Source organism: Streptococcus oralis (assembly GCF_002386345.1).
GTDB lineage: Bacteria > Bacillota > Bacilli > Lactobacillales > Streptococcaceae > Streptococcus > Streptococcus oralis_S.
In genome coordinates this window covers 34,123-53,508 of the sequence record NZ_CP023507.1, presented here as the reverse complement: position 1 = coordinate 53,508, position 19,386 = coordinate 34,123, and the positions used below count along the sequence as shown (strand labels likewise).

The following is a 19,386-nucleotide window of genomic DNA, read 5'->3' as shown; positions in this document are numbered from 1 at the left end:
TTACTTATATTGTTTTAAATCTAGATTTTCTGCATCATCGGCCAAACGGATAGCAGAGGCAATTTCAACTGCCATCCTGTGACTGGCAACATCATGCACGCGCACCACTTCTACACCCTGTCTCGCAGCGATAGTCGTTACATGAGCCGAAGCGGTGTCCCGATTTCGGAAACCGACTTCCGTCTCAGGATTGACTTCAAAGCCATTTTCTTCTAGGATATTGATGACAAATCGCTTACGCGAAACTCCAAGAAAAATCGGATAGCCTTGCTGGTGTAGTTTATCTAGATCCCGTAGAAGGAGTAGATTTTCCTTCTTGGTCAGACCAAAGCCAATCCCTGGATCCAGCAGAATATTTTCTCTTGCAATTCCAGCTTGGTTCGCTCTCGCTAGAGCATGTTCAAAGAAAGCCTCCATCAAGTTTTCGATTGGCACTTTTTCAAAGTCAGCTAACTCTTCTTCTGTAAAAGCTTGTCTAAAACCAAAATGAGGAAATATGAGTGAACTAGGGTGCTGAGGACGAACCATAACTGGATTAAACATGATAACCACTTTTGCTCCAGCCTTCGCAACCACATTCGCCATTTTCTCATCTCCCATGAGACCCGTGATGTCATTTACCAGATTGGCACCAGCAGCCAAGGCGGCCTCTGCCACCTGACTTTTCCAAGTATCGATAGAAATGAGGACATCACTTTCCTCACGGATAGCTTTAATCACTGGAACAACACGCTGGATTTCCTCTTCTATCTCAACATAGCTACTGCCCGGCCGAGTCGATTCTCCACCGATATCTAGCATGCTCGCTCCTTCTGCTATCAATTTACGAGCCTGCTGGAGTGCCTGCTCAAGAGCAAAAAACTGCCCACCATCCGAAAAAGAATCTGGGGTTACGTTGATAATTCCGCAAATAGCTGTCTTTGCATGATTAGCTTTACTTGACATATCGGTCACTCCCTCAAGGTTTTTCACCATATTATCTTTCTATTTTACCATAAAAAGAAAAAGATGAACACGCTAGTGTTCATCTTTTCCAAGCGGGCCAATGGTTTAGAATGATAGACCTAGATTTCTACTAATCAATACCAATAAGGCCAACAAACAAAATGCAATACCATTGAGAATCATATGAAGCAAAATGGACATCTCCAAACGCTCAGTCTTATAGGCTGTCCAAGTCAAAACCGTTGACATTCCTCCATAAATAATTACAGAAGGTAAATTGGTTGGCATATGGAGCAAGGCAAAGACGATTGCACCAACAACAAAACCTAGTTTTTCTTTTCCACGGAAGATCTTTTTAGGAATAATTCCACGACACAAAATTTCTTCACAAATCGGCGCAATCAAGACTAGTAGGAAGAAAGTTGAAATCAAGGAACTATTCTGAACCAAACCATTCAGTATTGATTGGTTATTGGTTGTTGCCTCATTTGTTAGTCGAAGCAGGAGTGAACCCAAGAGATTTGTCGCAAAAATCACCAGATAACTCAGTACCAAGCGAGCCAAGTCTTTTGCCTTAAAAAAGGATAGATTAAAAGTAGCAAGTTGTGTTTTTCGTGCACCAATAATAAATACAATCAAAACGACTATGGATAGGGCACCAACTAAGAGCCCTGACTGTAAAATCGGAAACTGTTTGTTTGCTAAAAACAAAGCAAGTCCTATGGGAAATTGAGATAGAACAAAAGCTACCAAAAGGATGAGCACCCATTTCCCTCTGTTCAAAACCTCTTGCCAAATCGTCTTATCTTTCATGATGTACCTCCTTATAATTAAAAAGGGGAGACTCCCCTTTTTCTATTATACCATTTATAGCGCCATACTGATATAGTTAAGGATAAACAAGGCATCCAAAATCCAAATCATCACGTGCACATCCTTGGCTTGACCTTTGACAACTTTTGTCAAGGTATATGTCAAGAAACCAACAGCAATCCCTTGTGTGATAGAGTAGCTGAATCCCATAAAGATAGATGTGAAGAAGGCAGGAACCGCTTCAGCCATATCATCCCAAGGGATATTTTTCAAGTTAGAAAGCATCATGATTCCGACGATGATCAAAATTGGTGCTGTTGCAGCTGTCGGAACAATCGCTAGAAGTGGGCTAAAGAAGCTAGATAGAGCAAAACAGATCGCAACCACTAGGGCTGTCAACCCAGTACGTCCACCAGCACCGATACCCGCCGCAGACTCAACATAGGTTGTAACGTTTGATGTACCTGCAATGGCACCTACTGAAGTTGCCACCAAGTCAGAGTAAAGAGCCTTGTCCAATTTAACTGACTCATGGTTTTCCCCACTTGTCGCAACGATACCAACTTTTTCACCAGTACCGATAAGAGTACCGATTGTATCAAAAATATCCGTTAGTGAGAAGGCAAGAATAGCCATCAAGGTTTCTGGTAAACGCGAAGTGTTTGAAATCAAAGATCCTAAACCTTCTGAACCAAGAGCAGCACCAAACAAAGTTCCTAAATCATTAACCGCTGATGAAAGATTATTGCTAGCAAAGTCGATCCCTGACAATTTGACAACACCAACAGCAATAGCAAGGACAGTCGTTGTTAAAATAGAAAGAATAATTCCACCCTTGATGCCTTTAACAACAAAGAAGATGGTAATAGCCAGACCTGCAAGAGCCACCAATACGGCTGGAGTATTGAAGTCTACCAAGCCTGGAACAGCTGCTGAGTTTGCTGTAAGTGCAGCTTGAGCCTTGTCCGCTCCTTCACCTGCTACAGTATAAGTACCTGGATCGATTGAGAATTTCAAGAGACCAGCATTCTTAATCCCAACATAGGCAAGGAAAACACCAATACCAGCCGAAATAGCTGAACGAAGTGTTGTGGGAATAGATTCGATGATCATTTTACGAACATTTGTCAAGGTAATAATCAGTGAAATAATTCCACAAATGAAGACCATACCAAGAGCTTCTTTCCAAGTATAGCCCATCCCAAATACAACTGTAAATGTAAAGAAGGCATTCAATCCCATACCTGGTGCTTGTGCGTAGGGCAAATTAGCATAGAAAGCCATCATCAAGGTACCGACTACAGAACCGATAATCGTTGCCAAGAACACACCTTGAACAGGCATACCCGTTTGGGAAAGCATTTGAGGGTTTACAAAGAGAATATAACTCATTGCAAAGAATGTTGTTAAACCAGCAAGCACCTCTGTACGAACATCTGTCCCGTGCTCTTTTAGTTTAAATAGTTTGTCCATCTTTAATCTCCTTTTGTTTTTTACGAACAATATTAGTATTATATCATTTATCATTCACCTTTTAAATATGTTTGTTTGATTTGTTTAATAAATCAAAGCAACTGTAGTTTTTGTTCTTATCTGCTTTTCTTCCTTCTTTTTGATATAATAGAAGACATCTTATCTGGAAACGACTAGGAAGGTTTATATGACTAAAAAAATTATCGCAGTCGATTTGGACGGAACCCTGCTGAATAGTGAAAGCAAGCTCTCCGATTTCACCAAAGAGACAATCAAAAAAATTTCAGAAAAAGGACACCATGTTATCATCACGACGGGACGTCCGTATCGTATGGCAAAAGATTTCTACCGTGAGCTAGAATTGCATACTCCCATGATTAACTTTAATGGTTCTCTTACCCATCTACCAGGACAGGCTTGGGAGCATGAAAAGTGCTTGACCTTGGACAAAAAATACCTCCTAGACATGGTCAAGCGCACGGAGGACATCCAGGCTGATTTTATTGCAGGAGAATATCGAAAAAAATTCTATATCACGACTCCGAATGAAGAAATTGCGGATCCTAAACTATTTGGCGTAGAGAACTTCCGGCCGGAAAATCAATTCAAACCTGAACGAGTAACCAAAGATCCCAACTGCATCCTTTTGCAAACAAGGGCTGAAGACAAATACGCTTTAGCGGACGAAATGAATCGTTTTTATCAGCACCAACTAGCTATCAATACCTGGGGCGGTCCCCTCAACATCCTCGAGTGTACTCCCAAAGGTGTAAACAAGGCATTTGCTCTAGAGTACTTGCTCAATGTGATGAATCGTGATAAAAAAGACTTAATCGCCTTTGGTGATGAGCATAATGACACTGAAATGTTGGCATTTGCAGGCAAGGGATATGCTATGAAAAACGCCAATCCTGCTCTTCTTCCATATGCAGACGAACAACTTCCTCTGACCAACGAAGAAGATGGAGTTGCCCACGCTTTACAAAATTTATTCCTATAAAAGGGAAGATTGCACGGTCGCAATCTTTCCTTTTTGTTTTCATTCCATTTTCACAAAAGCGGCTCATTTTCTGTATTTTTATATTAAATTTTCTATTACCATTTTCATTTATCTCTCAAAAGCATTTATATATTAATATTTTTAAAAAGTCATTCTATGAAAACTTTTACATCTTTTTAGAAAAAGTAGTTGATTTTTATATGAAAACGGTTTATACTTAAAGTTAGGCTTAAAGTTTTCTTAAACATATAGTCAAACATTTTATAAGGAGGAATGACAATAATGAGTATCGGAATCATTATTGCGAGCCACGGCGAATTTGCTGCGGGTATTCATCAGTCAGGATCTATGATCTTTGGTGAACAAGAAAAGGTTCAAGTTGTAACCTTTATGCCAAATGAAGGTCCAGATGACCTTTACGCTAAATTCAACAACGCTGTGGCTGCATTTGACGCAGAAGATGAGGTTCTAGTATTGGCTGACCTTTGGAGTGGATCTCCATTCAACCAAGCTAGCCGCGTAATGGGAGAAAATCCAGAACGTAAGTTTGCCATCATCACAGGACTGAACTTGCCGATGTTGATCCAAGCCTACACAGAGCGCCTTATGGACGCGAATGCAGGTGTGGATAAAGTCGCTGCGAATATCATTAAAGAAGCCAAAGATGGCATCAAGGCTCTTCCAGAAGAGCTTAACCCAGTTGAGGAAGTTGCAAGTGCTGCAGCTGCTCCAGTTGCACAAGCTGCTATTCCAGAAGGAACAGTTATCGGTGACGGTAAACTGAAAATCAACCTTGCTCGTCTAGACACTCGTCTCCTTCACGGTCAGGTTGCCACTGCTTGGACTCCAGATTCAAAAGCAGATCGTATCATCGTTGCTTCAGACAACGTTGCAAACGACGATTTGCGTAAAGAATTGATCAAACAAGCAGCTCCAAACGGAGTAAAAGCTAACGTTGTCCCAATCCAGAAATTGATCGACGTTGCAAAAGACCCACGTTTCGGCGAAACTCATGCCCTTATCTTGTTTGAAACACCTCAAGATGCACTTCGTGCTATCGAAGGTGGCGTGCCAATCAAGACCCTTAACGTTGGTTCTATGGCTCACTCAACAGGTAAAACAATGATTAACAACGTTTTGTCTATGGACAAAGAAGACGTTGCAACCTTTGAAAAAATGCGTGACCTCGGTGTTGAATTTGACGTACGTAAAGTACCAAACGACACGAAAAAAGATTTGTTTGACTTGATTAAGAAAGCAAACGTTCAATAATGTTAATCTGTTTCGATCATTTTTGAAAACAGGATTAAATACTTTATTAAAACTAAATAGAAAAGGAATAAAACCATGTCAGATATTTCAATCATTTCTGCTATCTTGGTTGTAGTTGTTGCCTTCCTTGCAGGTCTTGAAGGTATCCTCGACCAATTCCAATTCCATCAACCAATCGTCGCATGTACCCTTATCGGACTTGCAACTGGTAACCTCGAAGCAGGTGTTATGCTTGGTGGATCTCTTCAAATGATCGCCCTTGGTTGGGCAAACATCGGAGCTGCCGTAGCTCCTGACGCTGCTCTTGCATCTGTTGCTGCAGCAATCATCTTGATCAAAGGTGGTAACTTTACTACTGATGGTATCGCCGTTGCAACGGCAACAGCTATCCCTCTTGCTGTAGCTGGACTTTTCTTGACAATGATTGTTCGTACAATCTCAGTTGCCTTAGTTCACTCAGCTGATGCTGCTGCTAAAGACGGAAACATTGCAGCTGTTGAGCGTGCTCACTTTGTTGCACTTCTTCTTCAAGGTCTTCGTATTGCAATCCCTGCTGCCTTCCTTATCGCTATCCCAGCTTCTGCTGTTCAAGACGCTCTTGGTTTGATGCCAGACTGGTTGAACGGTGGTATGGCTGTCGGTGGTGCTATGGTCGTTGCCGTTGGTTACGCTATGGTTATCAACATGATGGCAACTCGTGAAGTATGGCCATTCTTCGCTATCGGTTTTGCTCTTGCAGCAATCTCTCAATTGACTTTGATTGCCCTTGGTGTCATCGGTGTTGCCCTTGCCTTCATCTACCTTAACCTTACAAAACAAGGTGGAAACGGTGGCGGCGGAGCTGCGACTTCTAACGACCCAATCGGTGATATCCTAGAAGACTACTAGAAAGGGGAACAATCATGGCTGAAAAAATTCAATTATCAAAATCAGATCGTCAAAAAGTTTGGTGGCGTTCACAATTCCTTCAAGGTTCTTGGAACTATGAACGTATGCAAAACTTGGGTTGGGCTTACTCATTGATCCCAGCTATCAAAAAATTGTACACTAAAAAAGAAGACCAAGCGGCTGCTCTTGAGCGTCACCTTGAGTTCTTCAACACTCACCCATACGTAGCTGCTCCTATCATGGGGGTTACTCTTGCACTTGAAGAAGAGCGCGCTAACGGTGTAGAAATCGATGACGCGGCTATCCAAGGGGTTAAAATCGGTATGATGGGACCTCTTGCTGGTATCGGTGACCCAGTATTCTGGTTTACAGTTCGTCCTATCCTTGGAGCCCTTGGTGCATCACTTGCTGCATCCGGTAACATTGTTGGTCCCCTTCTCTTCTTCTTTGGATGGAATGCTATCCGTATGGCCTTCCTATGGTATACACAAGAGTTCGGTTACAAAGCTGGATCTGAGATCACTAAAGACATGTCTGGTGGTATCTTGAAAGACATCACTAAAGGTGCTTCTATCCTTGGTATGTTCATCCTTGCCGTTCTTGTACAACGTTGGGTATCCATCAACTTCACTATCAACCTTCCAGGCAAACAATTGTCAGAAGGTGCCTACATCAACTTCCCAGAAGGTCCTGTTACAGGAGCTGAGTTGAAGGGCATTCTTGGTCAAGCGCTTAGTGGTATGAGCCTAGATAGAGTTCAACCACAAACGCTTCAAGGTCAGTTGGACTCATTGATTCCAGGATTGATGGGACTTCTCCTTACTTTCCTTTGCATGTGGTTGCTTAAGAAAAAAGTATCTCCAATCACAATCATCCTTGCCCTCTTTGCAGTTGGTATCGCAGCTCGTTTCTTCGGTATCATGTAATCTCGGTGAGAATATATAAACAAAAAAGAATCAGGATTAAACCTGATTCTTTTTATGTATCAACTTTTTCTCCTAGTAAGATAATGAAAGCACCCAATCACCACTGCTAGTATGGCAACATAGAGTAGCTGTTTGGCTTCTAAAGGCACAAAAGCTCCCTGTAGGATAAAAGTATTGGCAAGTACACCAACAAGGGCTGCAAGGCTCAAAAACGTGAGCAAAAGCATCTTGTATCGATTAAAAGGCAAGCTGACCTTGGCAACTAGACACAGACCATTGATCAGGGCAAGGAGGAAGCAAATAAATTTGACCTGACCTGGGACAGTGATAAAGAAATTGGTCAAAAGAACACTAGCAACCAGAACGCCACCACCAATCGCCGCGTTGGTTAGGATATCTCTCATAAAGTGAGTGCTAACCTTTTCTTTATTGGACTCAAAAGTCAGGAAGAAGGATGGAATCCCAATCGTAATGGCTGAAATGATTGTAAACTGAATGGGGATAAAGGCAAATTCCAAACCAAATACCACACTCAAAATGGCAAAAACGATGGAGAAGAAGGTCTTTGTTAGAAAAAGAGAGGCTACCTTTTGGATGTTGTTAATGACCCGGCGTCCTTCCATCAAGATATCATAAAATACTGCAAAGTCATCTGTGAGAAAAACAATATTGGATACACTTTTGGCTGCACTCGTAGCCCCCTTCATGGCAAAACTAATATCTGCTTTCTTGAGAGCCAGAACATCATTGACTCCATCACCACTCATGGCAACTGTTTTACCAGCATTTTGCAAAATAGATACCATCTTTTGCTTCTGTTCAGGTGTCACACGTCCAAATATTTCGTGTTCCAAGACCACTCTTTCAAAGTCATCATCGCTCACCTTGGTCATATCAATAGCCCGCGCTTCTTCCTTAAAACCTGCCTTACGAGCCACCCCATATACAGCCACATGATTATCACCACTGATAATCTTCACTTCAACACCTTGAGATTCGAAATAGTCAAAGGTTTCCTTGGTATTGTCCTTAATCTCATCTGACAAAACGACGTGGCCTAGTAGTTCCACATTAGCTGGACTCGTAATCTGGTCCCTGCTATGAGCGAGTGTTAAGATTCGAAAACCTTGCTGTTTTAGATGTTCATAGTAGGCATCCATCGGCTGGGTAAAGCCTAGAAACTCATAGGCTCCGAAGAAATAGGTCCCACCCTCTTTTACTTGGACAAAGGAATACTTATTTTTACTTGAAAATGCACCGACTTCTTGAACTTCCCACTTTTTCTCACAGGTTAAGTAAGTCTTCAGAGCTCGGGAAGTTGCATTTTCATCTTCGAAATAAGCCAAATAAGAAGATAGTTTCTCTGCTACATTAGCATCCATTTCTTGGACCTTCATATTCCCCGTCGTGATAGTTCCCGTCTTATCAAAACAAAGAATATCTACTCGCGCCAAGGTCTCTACACAGTATAGCTCCTGTACCAGAACCTTCTTTTTAGCCAGCTTCATGGCTGCTACTGCTAGGGACACACTAACCAAGAGAATCAAACCCTCTGGAATCATGCCGACCAAGGCACCTGAACTTCCTAAAACAATCTCAACATAAGACCGTCCTAGACTAAAACCTCTGATATAGAGCAGAATGGCAACTGGCACCAGCAAGATCGAGACGATTTTTAAAATCTTATCCATGTAATCGCGTAGTTGAGAAGGGTATTTTTTGAATTCCTTGCTGGATTTTGCGAGTTTGTTAATATAGCTATCTGGACCCACAGCCGTTGCCATAACCAGACAAGTACCGCTGACGACATTGCTTCCGCTCATCAGCTTGTCACCAACTGTTTTAAAGACCGAATCACTCTCACCAGTCAGCAAGGACTCATCAACTTCAATATTCCCTTCAAGGACTTCTGCATCTACAGGCACCTGATCACCTATATTGAGATGCAGGTACTCACCCAGTACGATGTCCTCTGGATCAATCTCAATCGTTTGACCATCTCGATTGACCTTGTACTTACTTTTACCAAGCAAACTTAGCTTTTCTAAGGCATTTTTTGAACGCACTTCTTGGAAAATCCCGATGGCTGTATTGATAGCAATCACACCTAAAAAGAGCATATTTTCAAATCGCAAGGTTGTGGCTACCAGAACTGCCAGAGCCAAGTTCATGGCATTAAAGAAGGTAAAGATATTTGAAACGACGATTTCCTTGGTTGTTTTATAAGGTTTAATGTCACTGATATTTCGTTGACGATCCTTGATGTCTTGGCTACTTAAATACTTCATTTCTACTCCGATATCCTTTTGTACTACTATAATAACACATATCCTTTCCTCTGTCACTTAAAGACTCAAACTAAGAAAGACTTACTTGTCAAGCATCATCTATCCCCACTTTAAGAAGAACTTAAAAAGAGGCTAGGATTCCCCTAACCTCTTTTCTATAGCTTTATTCTGCCAAGGCACCCATTGGATCCCATGGTGCAAGTACGATTGGTTCTGCTTCATAGGCAGCTTGTTCTTCTGCTGTCAGCAATTCTTTACGGACAACGATTTGATAGGTGTATTCATCCATCCAAGCGTCTGAGGCAACGAAGTAACCATCTGTACCGACCTTGTCTCCCCATGAGTTTTCAACCTTCCACTTGGTTGACTTACCATTTTCGTCCAAGTCCACACCTGTCAAGACCATGGCGTGGGTCATCAAGCTTTCGCTGTAGTCCAAACGTCCAGCTTTGTCTTGAGTGAGTTGAATGTCCATGCTTGATTCAAAATCATAAACATCTGTTGCAAGAATTCCAGCTTTGCGGTTGCTAAGTTGGCCGACATCTGAACCAAACCAAACAGTTTCTCCTGTTTGCATTTGGGCAATCGCCAATTCTTTCAAGCGCTCCATTGGAACGTTGATGTAGCGAACTGCACGGCTACCAACCACATTTCCCAACATCTCAACTGTGTAAGATTTGCCGTATGGTTTGTCAGCAGTCGGAGCATTGATAACAGAAACATAATCTTCTAGAGGAAGGTCGATATATTTCTTGTAAAATTCTTGTGGTGTAATCCCCTTTTCGCTTTGGTAATTGTTATCCTTATCGCGATAAGCAAAGTCAAATTTACGTGGTGGAAGTCCTAGTGACATAGCAAGGAAGTTAAAGATCTCTTGCAAGAGGTCTTCTTTCTTAGCTTGAACAGTCGCTTGGTCCGCACCAGAAGCAAGCAAGTCACGCAAGATTTGGGCATCTTGACGGAGCAATTTATTGAGGATGGCATTGAGCTCACGGCTGCTGCTAGATGAAACAGACTCAGGGTAAACTGACTTAGGAACGACACCGTATTTCTCAAAGAGGGCCACGACCATATCCCATTGACCACCGTCTTGTTGAGGGGTTTGGAGTAGGAAGCTAACCTTGCGGCTCGTCAATTCTTGGTCTGCAGTCGCAATGACTTGCTCCAAGAACCAGTTGGATTTCTCGTACTTGTCCCAGAAGAAAGTGTGGGCTTGTGACAACTCAAAGTTTTCCAGTTTGTATTGAGAGATGAGTTTGTGGCGGAAGGTGTTGAGAGCTGCAAACATCCAGCAACGACCAGAGGCTTTCTGGTTAGTAACCTTGTCCTTGGTCAAATCCAATGAGAAAACAGGTGTATTGTCTACATGGCTTTGGCGACGTTCTAGGGCTGCAAAAATTCCGTTGTGGCTGGCAGCATTTTCAATCGCTTGGTATTTGACATTTGCTTCATAGTTAGCAAATAGTTTATCTGTAAATGATTCTTGAATCGCGTTCATAGATTCCTCCTTTTATTCTACTGTCTATTATAACTCTTTTCACAAAGGAAGCAACTGAAAAACGAAAAAGGCAAGGACATTCTCCTCACCTTTTCTAACATAATCCAAACTAAGCAATACTAGCAAGGAGATTCTCTAACTCCTCCCTGGTCAGGCGACGCCATTCTCCTCGTTCTAAGTTCTCATCCAAAACTAGAGTCCCCATCGTCAAACGTTGTAGGTCCACCACTTCCTTGCCACAGTATGCCACCATGCGTTTGACCTGATGAAACTTACCTTCAGCAATGGTCACACGAACCAGACTTTGATTTTTTACTGAATCTACCGACACAATCTCCAGCTTAGCTGGCTGGCAGGTAAAATCCTTGAGCGGAATGCCCTTGACAAATGTCTCCACATCTTCTTGGGTCATAATTCCCTCGACGTGTGCCAGATAGGTCTTATCCACATGACGTTTTGGTGAAAGAAGAGCATGGGCAAGCTGACCGTCATTGGTCAAAAGCAGGAGGCCATGCGTGTCAATATCCAAACGCCCTACTGGAAAAACTTCCTTGGTCCGAGCAATATCATCCAACAAGTCCAACACTGTTCTGTGTTTAGAATCCTCAGTCGCTGAAATGACTCCTTGGGGCTTGTTCATCATGTAGTAGACAAACTCTTCATACTCCAGCACTTGGCCATCAAAGCGAATCTCATCTCTTTCCTCATTGATCTGCAGTTTAGCTGACTTTTCTTTTTTACCATTTACCGTCACCCGCCCAGCCTTGAGCAAGTTTTTGACTTCTGTCCGACTCCCCACAGCACAGGCAACTAAAAATTTATCTAATCTCATAGAACTATTATATCATACTCAAAAGGAGGCTGGTACAATGACCAACCTCCTTTTCGTTTCATACTCTTCAAAAATCAGATTCAAACCGCGTCAACGTCCATCTGCAACCTCAAAACAGTGTTTTGAGCTGACTTCGTCAGTTCTATACACAACCTCAAAGCAGTGCTTTGAGCAGTCTGCGGCTAGTTTCCTAGTTTGCTCTTTGATTTTCATTGAGTATCAGATTTAAGAAATTAACTTCCTCGTCTCCAGAAAATAGCTAAGACAACCATAGCACCTAAAACAGCTGGAACAATGGCTATCCCCGCTAGGTTTGGACCCCAAGTTCCAAAGAGCAGGTGCCCCAAAGAAGCACCAATCCAGCCGAGAAACATTTTCCCAAAGCATCCCATACTTTCTCCACGATTGGTCAAAGCACCTGCCAAGAGTCCCACTAGGAGACCAACAAACATACTTCCAAGCATAGCTTCTCCTTAAATTGCCCAGTCTCCATTGCGGAAGAGTGGTACGCGTGTTCCATCCTCACGGATACCATCGATATCCATTTGATTCGAACCAATCATAAAGTCCACGTGAACATCTGAACGGTTCAGTCCTGCAGCTTCAAGCTCTTCTTCGCTCATCTCTGCCCCACCAACAACGCTGGTCGCATAGGCTGCACCGATAGCCAAGTGGTTTGAAGCATTCTCATCGAAAAGGGTGTTGAAGAAGGTAATGCCTGACTGAGAAATTGGGCTTGGATCTGGTACCAAGGCACATTCACCCAAGGCACGCGCACCCGCATTTTCAAAGACAAGATCTTTCATGACCTGATCACCCTTTTCAGCAGTAATGTCTACGATTTGACCATCCTTGAAGGTCACCTTAATCCCTTCGATGATATTTCCGTTATAGCTAAGTGGTTTTGTAGAGGTTACATAGCCATCTGCACGACGGAAATCAGGGGCCGTAAAGACTTCTTCTGTCGGCATATTTGGCAAGAATCCTTCGCCCTGTGCATTGATAGCACCAGCTGATTCCCAAACGTGGTTCTTAGGTAAACCAAGTGTCAAATCAGTTCCCGGTGCTGTGTAGTGAAGGGCTGAGAATTGTTCTTTATTGAGCATTTCTGCCTTGCTCTTAAGGATAGCAGCATGCTCTTCCCAAGCTTTAACAGGATCTTCTTCGTAGACACGGCAAGTTTTGAAGATTTGATCCCAAAGAAGATCAACTGCTTCTTCATCGCTCGTAGCATTTGGAAAGACTTTCTTAGCCCATTCAAGTCCAGCAGCGGCTGCTACAGTCCAGCTAACCTTGTTGGATTGAGTTGCGATGCGCATTGGCTTCATCGCGAGTCCCATAGCTTTGGCAGAAGCTGAAAGCTTGTCCGCATCCACTCCGTTCAAGGCACCTGGATCAGATGAACGAACTCCTAGACGGCTAGCCTTGTTTCCCAAGAGGTAGTTCATCTCAGCAATCTTGTATTCTGGTACATTGTCCAGACGCTCCATCGGCGCGTGGAGGAATTTCTCACGGTTAATCACATCATCTGTCCACTGAACGATAACCTCATGTGCACCCAGTGCATAGGCTTCTTTGACAATCAAGTGAGCCAACTCGCGTTGCTCCACATCGATAGAGAGAGCCAAGGTGTGACCCGGTTGCACATTCACACCGTTTGCAACCAAAAGCTTAGCGTATTTTTCTAGATTTTCTTTAAAATTTGGTAAAACCATTTGTGTTTCCCTTTTCTATTTTTATTTTTCTTTCAAAGCAGAAAATAATCCTGCCAAAGCAATAGCACCTGAAAGGAGTGCTGTCGATAGAATAATTGTTTCATCTGCCAGCTCTAGCTGATAGTCAAAAATCTTTTCAGCAGGTTTATCTTCCGCAAAGATTCTAAGTTTCATCTTGAACTCCTTAAAATATCTTAAAATAAATCACTATGACTACCTGTCCTAAGCAAGTTTAAAATCAATTCTTCCTTGTCTACTTTATAGACCAGGAGCCAATCCGCCTGGATATGACACTCACGAACTCCTTGAAAATGCTTAGATGCCGTTAATTGATGATCACGATATCTAGCAGGAAGTTCTTTTTCTTGAACCAGAAAATTCAAAACTTCTTCTAATAATTCTGCCCTCAAACCACGCTTCATAGCCAACTTAAAATCTTTTTTAAACTGTTTATGATAACGAATCTTAAGCACGCAAGTCCTCCATCAAGTCAGAGACTGATTCAAAGGATTGGCTCATATTACGATTTTGGTCTAAATCCGTTAATACTTGAAGCAACTTCCGATTCTCGTCTAGTCTAACATCAAAAGGCAAACCCTGATATTGAATTGCCTGACGAAGGAAAATATTGATTGCTGTTGTCATATCCATTCCTAAATGATTAAAAACCTGTTGGGCCTGCTCCTTAACCTCACTATCCAAACGAATACTCATGCTCGTCTTTGACATATTCCCACCTTCTTTCTATTTATTATTTTAACAAAAAAGAAGGCTTATGTAAATCTATTAGATATACATTAGCTTTCTTAACATTGATTATTAGGATAGTCTAAAATATTCACATAGAAAACAAGACAAAGAATAAGAGTTTTACATATTATACTTGCAAGTCACTAACCTTTTCATATTTTATATTTACTTCCGAATTTGAATTTGCAAATTTATAACCCATAAACAAAGCATTTAAATCGCTATAAGTTGATAAAATGATCTGATACTTATCTATAATTCCATGACGTAAAATTTCAATAAAAGATAGTACATTCATAGCATCCATGTCTTGAACTGGATCATCTATCATTAAGAAATTCAAATTATCAGATAGTTTGAACATCGTATTCAGTGAAAGAGTAAATGCTAGTGAAACAACCGCTAACTGACCAGTGCTTAGTTGATTAATTGCATCATGATCATTATTAGAATCCGACTTGAACCTAATAATTGTCTTTGTTATCTTTTTAATCGTTTTTACTTGATTACCTGTTGCCTCATCAGTCGTCGTTTCTTCTTTATCAATTGTTGTTTTGTTATACGTTAGAAAAATTCCCAAACCTTGTTGATAATTTTGTAACATTTTTGCTGAGTATATAAAGAATGGGATACGTAGCTTTTTAACAATATCTATTTTGAACTGTTTTACCTCTTCTTTATATATAGTATTAATTTCTTCTAATCGTTCCACAGTTATTCTCAATGTTTCTATCTGACTTGATAAATCTTGAAGTTGCTGATTTTGAACTAGTTTATGCTGTCTATCAAGATAAAGTTTCTTATTCTCTAAATCTCCAATACGAATATCCTCTAATACTTCCACTTTACTTTGAAAATATGTAGGAAATATGTTCTCAGTGTCTGCTATCAGATTCTCATTAATAGCATATTTATTATCAACTGCCGAGTGAATAGCATTTTTTAATTCAAGCAATCGACTATCAATCATCGCAATATTTATTTTCGAATATGAACTTGATTCTAATTGGTATGTTTCAAACTGCAGTTCAGGAAATTCTTCCCTTAAGACCTCCAGTTCTTCCTTTATATTTCTCAAACTATTATTATCTAGCAAACTGTAAACATCATCATCAACTACTAATTTAGATTGAAATTCTTGCCAGTTTAACTGGTGCTGCTGGTTATAGTCTTTAAATTCTAACCTTCCCAACTCATATGGCACCATAATTGTGTACGACTGAATAAAAGTTTTAAAACCTTCGACATTTTGAGAATAACTTTGATACGAATTTTTTAATTTTTGTAATCTATCTAATAAATTTTTATCTACATCTATTGAAAGGCTATTTATTTCATCAATGATTTTCTGCTTCAGTTGCTGGATCCGTTCATTCAGCAATAATTGAGCTTCTTGCAATTGCAGACTACTTTGAGACGAAATTTCAGTTAGATAATTTTTATAACTATCATAAGCTTGCTTCAATTCTTCAAATGTTTGGAACTGTGAATTACAGAATGGACATTTGTTTTCATCAATATGTCGATGTCTCAACTCGTCAAACTTATTGCCTAAGTTACTCCTTAATTGTCGTAGTTCACTTAAATTTTTGTCTACCTGGCTAGCATTATTCCTCAGACTTTGGAATTTAACCACTTGTATTTTAAGCAATTCAAAATCACCTGACAATCTATCATTTTGAGTATAAGTAATGGACTGTTCTGTCATCTCAGTAATATCCGATGATAAATTAGTCAAGTAGGTATTTAGTTGCTTTCTTCGATTGCAATCATGAACAACTCTCTCATATGATTGTAGGTAATTCTCTAAAAGCACATATTCAAATAATTTTGGATTGTCTAATGAATACTTTTCCCAAAGCCATTGAGAATTTGATTTAAGAATATTTGGAGATAACATTGAAAAATATAATGCTTGTTTAATAGCCCTATCACCAGCAATATCTTTTTTTCTTTTATCTCTTTCCGTCTTTCTATTATACTCCCCTATTGAGAAATTCTTCTTAAAATCAATAATATTTTGTAAAGTATTTTGATAAGTTAATAATTTGTCAAGATTAGCAATAGAAAAAGGAGTTTCACGATCAAATACAAATTCCCTATGATTAAATAATCTATGATAAGAGACATCTGATAGTTCTTGCTGTTTTAAGTTTTGTAATTGCCCCTTGAAATCACTAATCTTTTTTCTAATAACGTTTGTTACTGTATTAATCTTTTCTATTTTCTTCTCTATTTTATCCGTTTTTACTAAAAAAGATAAACTATCGCCTCTTTCATATTCCGTTTGCTTTAGAAAGAAAGTTGTTTCTTCCTGTTGAATATAATTAAATAGATTGAAAATTTTTTCTATCTCATATTTCCCATTAATACCTAAAAATGTATCAATAGAACTTTGAGTAATGTCTTCAAGCTTAATATTATCTGTAGATCTAAAATTTGACTCGCTCACTTCCACTTGTCTAAATAACTTAAACTGACTAGCAGACTTTAAAGGTGCAAATATGTTTTTACTTTCAGTAAAACTATTTACTAATTTTCTTACAATTACAAGTTGGTCACCATTCATTTTTTCTAGCCACAATTTTATAATTACCGGCTGACCAATCTCATTCTGAAAGAAGGGCTTATTATATACAATATTTTCAGCAGTAACTTTATTAATGCGAGAAAGATTACCAGTCAATCCTAACTCAATTGCATCAAAAATCGTTGTTTTACCATAACCATTTGGTCCCACTAAAAATGTTATCCCATCACTAAAGTCAATAACTGTTTCATTTCTAAAGTTTTTGAAATTATAAAGTAAAATTTTCCTAATCTTCACAAGTTCAGTCTCCTAAAATTTGATTTAAACTATCCAGCAAAAAACTAGCTTCATTTTCAAGTTGTTTCCTAATATCAACTCCATTAAAAATTTCTAAAATATCATCTACCTGCTTTTTATGATCATTTAAACCTTCCATTTCAATTCGTGATTGGATTTTATTTTCAACTATTTCAAAATGATTATCAGAATGAGGATGAGAAGCAAATGGTAATTTAATAATTAGTTGTATAGCAATGAAGTAAGCAGTATCAAAAAACATATCACTCTCAAATTTATCAAATAAAGACTCACCCTCAGGAGATGTAGACTGAATATAATTTAGTAAATCTTCAATATTCGAGTTCAGTCTACTCAATCCTTCCTCGGTATATAAGATGACATATTTTCTAAAATAATATTCATCTTCCTCAACTTTCATAATCATATTTCTAAGACTTTCATATGATTGCTTCAGTTCATCAACTTTAATAGTTACAAATAAAGAGGTATTTTTCTTAATTTTTTCATCATTAAGTTCTTCAAAGCAAGATATCAACTTATTTGTTTGCTCACAAGTAAAAAAATCTACCCCTCCTTCGCTGCTAGATTTAAAATCCTCCCTATTATATTCTTGAATAAGGAAAAATTCATTTCCGTCCCCTCCCCACAATTCTAAATGTTCATCACATTTATGAAAATTATGTTGTCCTAAGATTTGTTGCAAAAAACTATTCATTTCAATCCTCTTTCAATTTTTCAACAGTATTCACATAATCAATATATTCTAAATTATTTGAAAATATTCTATTTTTTTCCTCTCCAAGGGCTTCTGCAAGCAACTTTTCTTTTCCATCTTCATGAATTGGCTTCTCTTCAAAAAACTTTTGTCCATTGATACACAGATTAATCAAATAGTCAGTATCAAAGCTAGCTCTTATAAAGCTTTCATTAGTCATAATTTTATCTCGAACTCTACTCTCTGTGCCCTTAGGAGCATGAATCATGCTAAGTCTGAGCGACTCATGATTTAAATTATACCGTAAACTGTCTAACGAAAGCCTTTCTTGTTTACAAGTTTTAAGAAAATTATATAAAATATATTCAATGCTAATTTCATCAATTAATCTACCAATATCGTTCAGCCTTTTTGAACCAGAAATATCGCCATCTGGATGCAAGTCAATCAGCAATTGTTCAAATTTGTCATCAGGTAAATTTAATATCTGATTTATAACAGTCGTATCAACATCATCTTCAACAATGTTATTCCAATACACTTCAAGACTTAACTTTGCTCTCCTAATAGATTGTCTCTGGCGCTTCGCTTGCGAAGTAATAATGTTGAAAATCTCTTGAAAAGATATTACCGAATAGGCACCATTCCCATTACTATGTGATTGCACAATCTGTCTAGAAATTAAATCTTTAATCTCAGACAGTGTCTCCTCTATATGTTCAATATCATCTACTAAAGAACTTTTAGAAAATTTCAAAATCTCCTTAATTTCATTTTTGCAAAAATTATCAATAGGCGATTGATTCTCTACTACTAAATCACAATATTTTTTACCATCAGGATAGGTATATAGTTGAACTTGACTCTGATTAGGGACATAAGCTGCTCTTTTATATGTTTGCTGAAATGTTTGCTTATCCATATCCCAGCCTCGAACTTCACAAATTACATGTAAAAATCTATTATTTCTGTTCGTACCCGAGGTTTGATATCCTGTAGGATGAAGTCTAGAATTTATTGTTCTAACATTAGCATAATCATTCGGATACTTTCCAGCTTTTTTGGCTTTTACTTGATGTCTTGATACTACTGTTTGAGCTTGAAAAATCTCAACATCTTCACCGCCATTTTTTTCAAGGATTAATTCATATGAGCTATAGTCTTCCTCTTTTTCTACAAGTTTTCTAAGTTCAGTTAGTGCCAAAAATATCCCAACTTTTCCTTGATGGTTATACCCACTCCAACTTGAAGTGGCATTTCGCCTATCATAATTCATTACTTTATCCTTCAACTCTATTAATTTCTCTTGTATCTTACTCCACTTTTAAAATAATAGCCTTTAGAAAACAACCACTACAAATATATCAATATTCCTAAAGTCATCAAGCTAGTTAACAAATTCTGATTCTATCACACACTCCAAAGTCCTCAATTCCCATCA

At 39.2% G+C, this 19,386-nt stretch carries 18 protein-coding genes; 4 read left to right on the top strand and 14 right to left on the bottom strand.

Features of this window, described 5'->3' with window-relative positions; all coding sequences use genetic code 11:
* The 3 genes from folP to CO686_RS00295 all read right to left on the bottom strand — a co-directional run bounded on the left by folP (position 1) and on the right by CO686_RS00295 (position 3,231).
* Positions 1-975 carry a dihydropteroate synthase gene (gene folP, locus CO686_RS00305; RefSeq protein WP_000240368.1) on the bottom strand — a complete coding sequence of 325 codons (975 nt, stop codon included), beginning with the start codon at positions 973-975 and terminating at the stop codon, positions 1-3.
* Between the two features lie 75 nt (positions 976-1,050).
* Positions 1,051-1,758, bottom strand: coding sequence for a CPBP family intramembrane glutamic endopeptidase (locus CO686_RS00300; protein ID WP_000653642.1), 708 nt, complete (start codon positions 1,756-1,758; stop codon positions 1,051-1,053).
* Positions 1,759-1,812: 54 nt separating this feature from the next.
* On the bottom strand, positions 1,813-3,231 hold the full coding sequence (locus tag CO686_RS00295) for an NCS2 family permease (protein WP_000359243.1): 1,419 nt from the start codon (positions 3,229-3,231) through the stop codon (positions 1,813-1,815).
* A 187-nt stretch (positions 3,232-3,418) separates the two neighbouring features.
* Here CO686_RS00295 and CO686_RS00290 point away from each other — a divergent pair, with 187 nt between their 5' ends.
* The 4 genes from CO686_RS00290 to CO686_RS00275 all read left to right on the top strand — a co-directional run bounded on the left by CO686_RS00290 (position 3,419) and on the right by CO686_RS00275 (position 7,317).
* Positions 3,419-4,231 (top strand): Cof-type HAD-IIB family hydrolase, encoded by an 813-nt coding sequence (locus CO686_RS00290; RefSeq protein ID WP_000162371.1) that lies wholly within the window; start codon positions 3,419-3,421, stop codon positions 4,229-4,231.
* A 282-nt stretch (positions 4,232-4,513) separates the two neighbouring features.
* Positions 4,514-5,503, top strand: a complete 990-nt coding sequence (locus tag CO686_RS00285; protein WP_042768291.1) for a PTS sugar transporter subunit IIB — start codon at positions 4,514-4,516, stop codon at positions 5,501-5,503.
* Positions 5,504-5,578: 75 nt separating this feature from the next.
* Positions 5,579-6,391 carry a PTS mannose/fructose/sorbose transporter subunit IIC gene (locus tag CO686_RS00280; protein WP_001280317.1) on the top strand — a complete coding sequence of 271 codons (813 nt, stop codon included), beginning with the start codon at positions 5,579-5,581 and terminating at the stop codon, positions 6,389-6,391.
* Positions 6,392-6,405: 14 nt separating this feature from the next.
* On the top strand, positions 6,406-7,317 hold the full coding sequence (locus CO686_RS00275; RefSeq protein ID WP_000818313.1) for a PTS system mannose/fructose/sorbose family transporter subunit IID: 912 nt from the start codon (positions 6,406-6,408) through the stop codon (positions 7,315-7,317).
* A 59-nt stretch (positions 7,318-7,376) separates the two neighbouring features.
* Here the strand turns inward: CO686_RS00275 and CO686_RS00270 are convergent, their stop codons facing one another.
* From CO686_RS00270 to CO686_RS00210, 11 genes are all read right to left on the bottom strand, one after another.
* Positions 7,377-9,605 (bottom strand): HAD-IC family P-type ATPase, encoded by a 2,229-nt coding sequence (locus CO686_RS00270; RefSeq protein ID WP_096753351.1) that lies wholly within the window; start codon positions 9,603-9,605, stop codon positions 7,377-7,379.
* Positions 9,606-9,768: 163 nt separating this feature from the next.
* On the bottom strand, positions 9,769-11,103 hold the full coding sequence (gene pepC / locus CO686_RS00265) for an aminopeptidase C (RefSeq protein WP_096753350.1): 1,335 nt from the start codon (positions 11,101-11,103) through the stop codon (positions 9,769-9,771).
* 109 nt (positions 11,104-11,212) lie between these two features.
* The gene (locus CO686_RS00255) at positions 11,213-11,935 is read right to left on the bottom strand and encodes a pseudouridine synthase (RefSeq protein ID WP_096753349.1); all 723 of its coding nucleotides are present in this window, start codon (positions 11,933-11,935) and stop codon (positions 11,213-11,215) included.
* 233 nt (positions 11,936-12,168) lie between these two features.
* Positions 12,169-12,399: a GlsB/YeaQ/YmgE family stress response membrane protein gene (locus tag CO686_RS00245; RefSeq protein WP_000901578.1), complete on the bottom strand. Its 231-nt coding sequence runs from the start codon at positions 12,397-12,399 to the stop codon at positions 12,169-12,171.
* A gap of 9 nt (positions 12,400-12,408) precedes the next feature.
* Positions 12,409-13,650 carry an aminopeptidase gene (locus CO686_RS00240; RefSeq protein ID WP_000243969.1) on the bottom strand — a complete coding sequence of 414 codons (1,242 nt, stop codon included), beginning with the start codon at positions 13,648-13,650 and terminating at the stop codon, positions 12,409-12,411.
* A 21-nt stretch (positions 13,651-13,671) separates the two neighbouring features.
* The gene (locus CO686_RS00235) at positions 13,672-13,824 is read right to left on the bottom strand and encodes a hypothetical protein (protein ID WP_000776613.1); all 153 of its coding nucleotides are present in this window, start codon (positions 13,822-13,824) and stop codon (positions 13,672-13,674) included.
* A 20-nt stretch (positions 13,825-13,844) separates the two neighbouring features.
* Positions 13,845-14,123, bottom strand: a complete 279-nt coding sequence (locus CO686_RS00230; protein ID WP_000913062.1) for a type II toxin-antitoxin system RelE/ParE family toxin — start codon at positions 14,121-14,123, stop codon at positions 13,845-13,847.
* Positions 14,116-14,379 carry a type II toxin-antitoxin system RelB/DinJ family antitoxin gene (locus CO686_RS00225; RefSeq protein ID WP_000047858.1) on the bottom strand — a complete coding sequence of 88 codons (264 nt, stop codon included), beginning with the start codon at positions 14,377-14,379 and terminating at the stop codon, positions 14,116-14,118. Before CO686_RS00225 ends, CO686_RS00230 begins: the two co-directional genes overlap by 8 nt.
* A gap of 148 nt (positions 14,380-14,527) precedes the next feature.
* Positions 14,528-17,227: an AAA family ATPase gene (locus tag CO686_RS00220; protein WP_000702254.1), complete on the bottom strand. Its 2,700-nt coding sequence runs from the start codon at positions 17,225-17,227 to the stop codon at positions 14,528-14,530.
* A 4-nt stretch (positions 17,228-17,231) separates the two neighbouring features.
* On the bottom strand, positions 17,232-17,945 hold the full coding sequence (locus CO686_RS00215; protein ID WP_001084021.1) for an ABC-three component system middle component 1: 714 nt from the start codon (positions 17,943-17,945) through the stop codon (positions 17,232-17,234).
* Between the two features lies 1 nt (position 17,946).
* Positions 17,947-19,236 carry an ABC-three component system protein gene (locus CO686_RS00210; RefSeq protein WP_225893247.1) on the bottom strand — a complete coding sequence of 430 codons (1,290 nt, stop codon included), beginning with the start codon at positions 19,234-19,236 and terminating at the stop codon, positions 17,947-17,949.
* Positions 19,237-19,386 lie beyond the last annotated feature (150 nt).